The sequence below is a fragment of the Stenotrophomonas pictorum JCM 9942 genome, from assembly GCF_001310775.1.
In the GTDB taxonomy this organism is placed as follows: Bacteria; Pseudomonadota; Gammaproteobacteria; order Xanthomonadales; family Xanthomonadaceae; genus Stenotrophomonas; species Stenotrophomonas pictorum.
The window spans coordinates 1-1,104 of sequence record NZ_BAZI01000619.1 but is presented as its reverse complement, the minus strand read 5'-3'; the positions used below and the strand labels follow the sequence as shown (position 1 = coordinate 1,104).

Annotated in this window: 2 protein-coding genes; both read left to right on the top strand. The window is 67.8% G+C overall.

The features are described 5' to 3' along the window. The first annotated feature begins 53 nt into the window (after positions 1 to 53). Positions 54 to 653 (top strand): GTP cyclohydrolase I FolE, encoded by a 600-nt coding sequence (gene folE / locus JCM9942_RS16560; protein WP_054660942.1) that lies wholly within the window; start codon positions 54 to 56, stop codon positions 651 to 653. Between the two features lie 100 nt (positions 654 to 753). After that, positions 754 to 1,035 (top strand): MAPEG family protein, encoded by a 282-nt coding sequence (locus tag JCM9942_RS16555; RefSeq protein WP_218185521.1) that lies wholly within the window; start codon positions 754 to 756, stop codon positions 1,033 to 1,035. Positions 1,036 to 1,104 lie beyond the last annotated feature (69 nt).

Genomic DNA, 1,104 nt, shown 5'->3' with positions numbered 1-1,104 from the left:
TGCCGGCAGCTGGCTGGTAGCATATCGGCCCCGTAATACAGGCGCCGTCCCCCATGGCCGAGTCCCCCAAATCCCCCGTCACCCAGGCCCAGGCCGAAGCGGCCGTGCGCACGCTGCTGGAATGGGCCGGCGAGGATCCCACCCGTGAAGGCCTGCTGGATACCCCGCGCCGGGTGGCCGAGGCCTATGGCGACTGGTTCAGCGGCTACCGCGAGGACCCGCGCGCCTACATGGCGCGGACCTTCGAGGAAGTGGCCGGCTACGACGAGATGATCGTGCTGCGCGACATCGAGTATGAAAGCCACTGCGAGCACCACATGGCGCCGATCATCGGCCGCGTGCATGTCGGCTATGTGCCCAACGGCCGCGTGGTCGGCATCTCCAAGCTGGCGCGCGTGGTGGAAGCCTATGCGCGCCGCTTCCAGGTGCAGGAGAAGATGACCGCGCAGATCGCCGACTGCATCCAGGACGTGCTGCAGCCGCTGGGCGTGGGCGTGGTAGTGGAAGGCGCGCACGAGTGCATGACCACCCGCGGCATCCACAAGCGCGGCGTGAGCATGGTGACCTCGCGCATGCGTGGCAGCTTCCATGACGATGCGCGCACCCGCGCCGAGTTCCTGCGTTTCATCGAAGTCGGCCAGGCGCGCCGCTGAGCCGCCGTTGCCGGTTGCCGCGGGTTCCCCGCCCGGGAGTGTCGGCAGCGTCACCGCCGGCACACCTTGCAAAGTCCGTCCCCGTTTCCAGGAGAAGTGCATGCACTACGTCGAATTGGTCGCCATGCTGGTGGTGCTGCAGTACCTGTTCTTCATCGTGCTGGTGGGCCGCGCGCGTGGCATCACCGGTCTGAAAGCGCCGGCGGTCAGCGGACACGAGGGGTTCGAGCGGATCTACCGGGTGCAGATGAACACGCTGGAATTGATGGTGGCGCTGCTGCCGGCACTGTTCGTGGCCGCGCGCTACTGGCCGGCGAGCTGGGTGGCGGCCCTGGGCGCGGTTTACCTGATCGGCCGTTTCCTCTACTGGCGCGCTACGTGAAGGCACCGTCCGCGCGCGCGCTGGGTTTCGGCCTGTCGATGCTGCCGGTACTGGCGCTGCTGCTGATGG